General features: G+C 73.7%; 3 protein-coding genes. All 3 read left to right on the top strand.

What is annotated here, in order from left to right; all coding sequences use genetic code 11:
• Window positions 1-2105 (top strand): ABC transporter permease (locus FNQ90_RS12625; RefSeq protein ID WP_407699353.1); only part of this gene is annotated, 2105 nt, incomplete at its 5' end.
• A 194-nt stretch (window positions 2106-2299) separates the two neighbouring features.
• Entirely contained in the window at window positions 2300-3307 is a 1008-nt protein-coding gene (locus FNQ90_RS12620) for a glycine betaine ABC transporter substrate-binding protein (RefSeq protein WP_182606462.1), read from the top strand.
• Window positions 3308-3590: 283 nt separating this feature from the next.
• Window positions 3591-4757 (top strand): glycine betaine ABC transporter substrate-binding protein, encoded by a 1167-nt coding sequence (locus FNQ90_RS12615; protein ID WP_182606461.1) that lies wholly within the window; start codon window positions 3591-3593, stop codon window positions 4755-4757.
• Window positions 4758-4906 lie beyond the last annotated feature (149 nt).

The following is a 4906-nucleotide window of genomic DNA, read 5'->3' as shown; positions in this document are numbered from 1 at the left end:
CCCACCCCCCGCGCGCCGGCAACGGCGACTCCGCCCGTGAGGGCGGCGTCGACGGCGACCCCGCGACCGGACCCACCGGCACCGGCCCGACCGGTACCGGCGCCGGCAAGCCCGGGAGCGGTCGCCTCGCGGCGTTCTCCCGACTGCGCGGCCCGCGCGGCCTGATCGCCCTCGCGCTGACCGTCGCCGTCCTCGGCGCCCTGGTCACCGCCGACGCCGCGTGGCCGGAGAGCTGGGCGATCGACGCGAAGACCCCGTTGGACGAGCTGAACCGCTGGCTCATCCTCAACCGCGACTCGCACCCGCTCTTCCTCTACTTCCTGCTGCACCTGAGCAACAACATCAACGCCGCCGTGGACGCCGTCGCCGGCTTCCTCGACGCCCTCGGCTGGGTCGGCGTCACCGCCGGCGCCGTCCTCGGCGCCTGGGCCGCCGCGGGTGGCGGGGCCTCCCGTCGGGCGCTGTCCACCGCCGGCACCGCGCTGCTCACCTTCGGCGTGATCGGCCTGCTGGGCATGTGGAACCCGGCGATACTCACCCTGGCGCTGATGATCGTCGCCGTGTCGCTGTCCGCCGCACTCGGCCTGCTGCTGGGTCTGGCCGCCGGACTCTCCGATCGCGCCGAACGGATCCTGCGGCCGGTCTTCGACACCATGCAGGTGATGCCGGCCTTCGCCTACCTGCTGCCGTTCGTCCTGCTGTTCGGCATCGGCACCGCGCCGGCGCTCTTCGCGACCGTCATCTACGCCACCCCACCGATGGCCCGGCTCACCTCGCTGGGCCTGCGGCACGCGGACCCGGCGGCCCTGGAGGCCTCCCGCTCCCTGGGCGCGAGCGGGTGGCAGCGACTGCTGACCGCCCGGTTGCCGCTGGCGCGCGGCCGGATGCTGCTGGGCCTGAACCAGACGATCATGATGGCGCTGTCCATGGTCGTCATCGCCTCCATCATCGGCGCCGGCGGCCTGGGCGACCGCGTCTTCAACGGCCTGACCACGCAGAACGTCGGCAACGCGCTGACCGCAGGCGTGTGCATCGTGCTCATCGCGGTGTGGCTGGACCGCACCACGGCCGCCGCCGGCGACCGCCTGGAGCACCCGGAGGCAGCGGCCGGCGACACCCCGCGCGGCCCGCTGGGACACCTCCTGCGCGGCCCCGGTGCCGGGCTCCTCGCCCTCTCCGGCGTGCTGCTCGGCTGGATCGTCGGCCGGCTCGCCCTCGGGTGGGGCGACTGGCCCCGCGAGTGGACGGTGACGATCTCCCGCCCGGTGAACACCGCCGTGGATTGGATCGTGGACACCTTCGGCTCCGGCGTCCCCGTCCTGGGCGGCACCCTGACCTGGGCGGAGAACTTCACGCTGTGGGTGCTCAACCCGCTGCGCGACGCCCTGTACGCGACGCCCTGGTGGGCGGTGCTGCTGGTGGTCGGCGTCCTGGGCTGGCTGGCCGGACGGTGGCGCAGCGCGCTGACCGCCGTCGGCTCGTTGGCCGTGATCGGCCTGCTGGGGTTGTGGACGAAGTCGCTGAACACCCTCTCCCAGGTGATCGCCGCCCTGCTGGTGACGCTGCTGCTGGGCGTGGTGATCGGCGTGCTGGCCGCCCGCAACCGGCTGGTCGAACGCCTGCTGCGGCCCTGGCTGGACGTCATGCAGACGATGCCGCAGTTCATCTACCTGATCCCGGTGATCGCCCTGTTCGGCGTCGGCCGGATCGCGGCGATCGGCGCGGCCGTGATCTACGCCCTGCCCGCCGTCATCCGGATCACCACCCAGGGGGTGCGGCAGGTGGACCCCACCGTCGTCGAGGCGTCCCGGTCGATGGGCGCGAGCGCCTGGCAACAGCTGTGGCAGGTGCAACTCCCGCTGGCCCGCCCGCAACTGCTGCTCGCCGTCAACCAGGGTGTGGTGCTGGTACTGGCCGTGGTCGTCGTCGGCGGCCTGGTCGGCGGCGGCGCCCTGGGCTTCGACACCGTCTACGGCCTCCAGCGCGGCGACCTCGGGGTCGGCCTGCCGGCCGGCGCGGCGATCGTCTGCCTCGGCCTGCTGCTGGACCGGATCACCCAACCGGCGCGCCGCCCGGACACCCCCGCGCGGCCGGGCGGGCACTGACCCACCGCCCCGGGTCCGGTCCGTCGACCGGACCCGGGGCCGTCCCGACGGACGCGCCGGCTTCCGGACGCCGTTCGTCACCGCACCCACCGACCGAAGCACCACCCGAACACACACCGACACAACCGATACAACCGATACACACCGAGATATCCCGATACCCACCGAATATCCCTCAGGAGAGTGACACCCCGATGCGCACCACCATCCCCACCCGCCCGACCCGCTCCGGCCGTACCGGCCGTTCTTTGGTTGCCGGCACCGGCCTGCTCGGCCTGCTCGCCCTCACCGCCTGCGGCGCCGCCGAGACCGGCAACTCCGGCGCCGGCGGCGAGGACGGCGAGTGGACCGGCGAGGTCGTCATCGCCCAGCCGAACTGGGTCGGCGCCGCCGCCAACGCCGCCGTCGCCGTCCACGTCCTGCAGGAGGACCTGGGCATCGACGCCCGCGTCCAGCAGCTCGACGAGACCCTCGCCTGGGACGGCCTGGACGACGGCTCCATCCACGCCATCCTGGAGGACTGGGGCGGCGCCCCCGAGAAGGAGCAGCTCTACATCGAGGAGAAGGGCTCCGTGGTGCACGCCGGGGAGCTGGGCGTGGTCGGCCACATCGGCTGGTTCGTCCCCAAGGCGTACGCCGACGCCAACCCCGAGGTGCTGAACTGGGAGAACCTCAACGACTTCGCCGACGACTTCCGCACCGCCGAGTCCGGCGACAAGGGCCAGCTCCTCAACGGCGACCCCGGCTTCACCAGCTACGACAAGGAGATCGTCCGCGAGCTGGACCTGAACTTCGAGGTCGTCGAGGGCGGGAGCGAGGAGGCCCTGATCTCCGCGATCCAGCGCGCCGACCGCGACGGCACCCCGCTGCTCACCTACTGGTGGGAGCCGCACTGGCTGAACGCCGAGGTGGAGCTGGTCGAGGTCGAGCTGCCCCCGTACACCGAGGAGTGCTACGAGGACCTCTCGGCGATCGCCTGCGCCTACCCGGAGGTGGACCTGCCGAAGTTCCTCAACGTCGACTTCTCGGAGAACGGCGGGGTCGCCGCCGAATTCCTGAAGAACTTCCGGTGGGACACCGAGGACCAGGAGTACGTGGCGCAGCTGATCCAGGCCGAGGGCATGGACCAGGCCGACGCCGCCGCGCGGTGGGTCGAGGAGAACCGCGACAAGGTGGAGGCCTGGCTGCCCGAGCAGTCCTGACCACCGGTCCCACACCCCCCTCGGGCCCCTCGCCCGACCCACCGGGCCGGTCCCGGACGCCCGGCATCCGGCCGGCCCGGAAATCGGGGCCCCGGAGCGCGCGCCCGCGCTTTCCGGGGCCCTTTCGGGTGATTAATGTATTCGGGGGGCCACCGGAACGGGTGCGTCGTGACGCCCGGGCCGACCGTGACGGCACAGTCGGGCATTTTGTCGTGCCGACCGTCACGACACGGTCCCCGGCCGGTAGCCGACGCTCGAGACACCGTGGGGACACCGCTTCGACATGGACGCACGCCCGAGGGCACGCCGGCTGCCGATCACCGCCGTCTGCGTGACGGTGCTGCTGCCACTGGGCGCCTGCCATTCCGAACCCGCCGCGGCCGGCGGGTTCGACGAGGTGGTCATCGCCCTTCCGCACTGGCCCGGCGGCCAGGCCAACGCGGCCGTCGCCGCCCACGTGCTGCGCGAGGAGTTCGGCGTCCCGGTGGTCCTGCGCGAGCTGGACCAGGGGCGGGCGTGGGACCTGATGGACACCGGCGAGGTGCACGCGGTGCTGGAGGACTGGGGCGCCCTGCCGGAGCGCGCCGAGTTGTACACCGGCCGACGCGGGTCGGTGGTGGACGTCGGGGAGTTGGGCCCGGTCGGGGGCTTGGGGTGGTACGTCCCCGCCTCGTGGGCCCGTTCGCGTCCCGGGGCACCCACCCCGGAGTGGTTGGCCGACCTCACGGACGAGTTGACCGTCCCGCCGGGCGCCGTGCCCGCCGGGGACACCGACGACGAGGGCACCGGCGGCGAGGGCACCGACGACGAAGGCACCGAGGACGAAGACATCGGCGACGGGGACCCCGAGGCGACGGAGGCGGGTGGCGCCCTGGTGTACGGGCATCCGGACGACGCCACGGAGCTGGACGAACGTCTCATCGAGGACCTCGATCTGGACCTGACCCCCGTCGCCCTCGGCGGCGAGGAACAGGTGGTCGCGGCGCTGCGCACGGCGGCGGAGAAGGGCGAGGGCCTGCTGGCCGGCTGGTGGGAACCGCACTGGCTGCACGCCGAGGTGCGGCTGGTGGAGATCGACCTGCCCCCGTACGCCGAGGGCTGCGAGGACGCCGACCCGGCCGGGGCCGGTGACGGGACCGGGCAGCCGTGCGGCTATCCGGAGATAGCCCTGCGCAAGTACCTCAACGCCGAGTTCGCCGAGAACGGCGGTGCCGCCGCCGCCTTCCTGACCCGGTTCTCCTGGACAGCCCGAGAACAGAACGAGGTCGCCCGCCTGATCGCGGCCGAGGGGATGACCCCCGAGGGTGCCGCCGCCCGCTGGGTGGAGGCCCACCCGGGGCGGGTCACCGGCTGGCTGCGCGAGGACGGCGAGGGGGACGCCGCGCCGGAGGAGGCATCCGCCGGCGGCTCCGGCACCGCCGGTCGCGCGGCCGGCGCACCGTCCCGCTGAACCCGCGCCCGCCCGGCGGTCGTCCCCGACGACGCCGCGGGCCTTCGGCACCGCGGAGCCCGATGGCGGCCCCGGGCCCTCCCCGACGGCATCGGGCGCGGCGCGGTCTCCCGCCCCGAGGGCCCTGTCGACGGCGCCGCGCCCGATGC

Origin of the sequence: Streptomyces alkaliphilus, from assembly GCF_014141535.1 — a bacterium.
Taxonomy (GTDB): Bacteria; Actinomycetota; Actinomycetes; order Streptomycetales; family Streptomycetaceae; genus Streptomyces; species Streptomyces alkaliphilus.
Note: the sequence above shows the minus strand (reverse complement) of the source record. Positions and strands in the feature narration are given on the sequence as shown.

Bases quoted from the DNA above. Each gene is read 5' to 3' on its own strand.
- FNQ90_RS12615 (WP_182606461.1), top strand. From the start codon at position 3,591: ATGGACGCACGCCCGAGGGCACGCCGGCTGCCGATCACCGCCGTCTGC.
- FNQ90_RS12620 (WP_182606462.1), top strand. From the start codon at position 2,300: ATGCGCACCACCATCCCCACCCGCCCGACCCGCTCCGGCCGTACCGGC.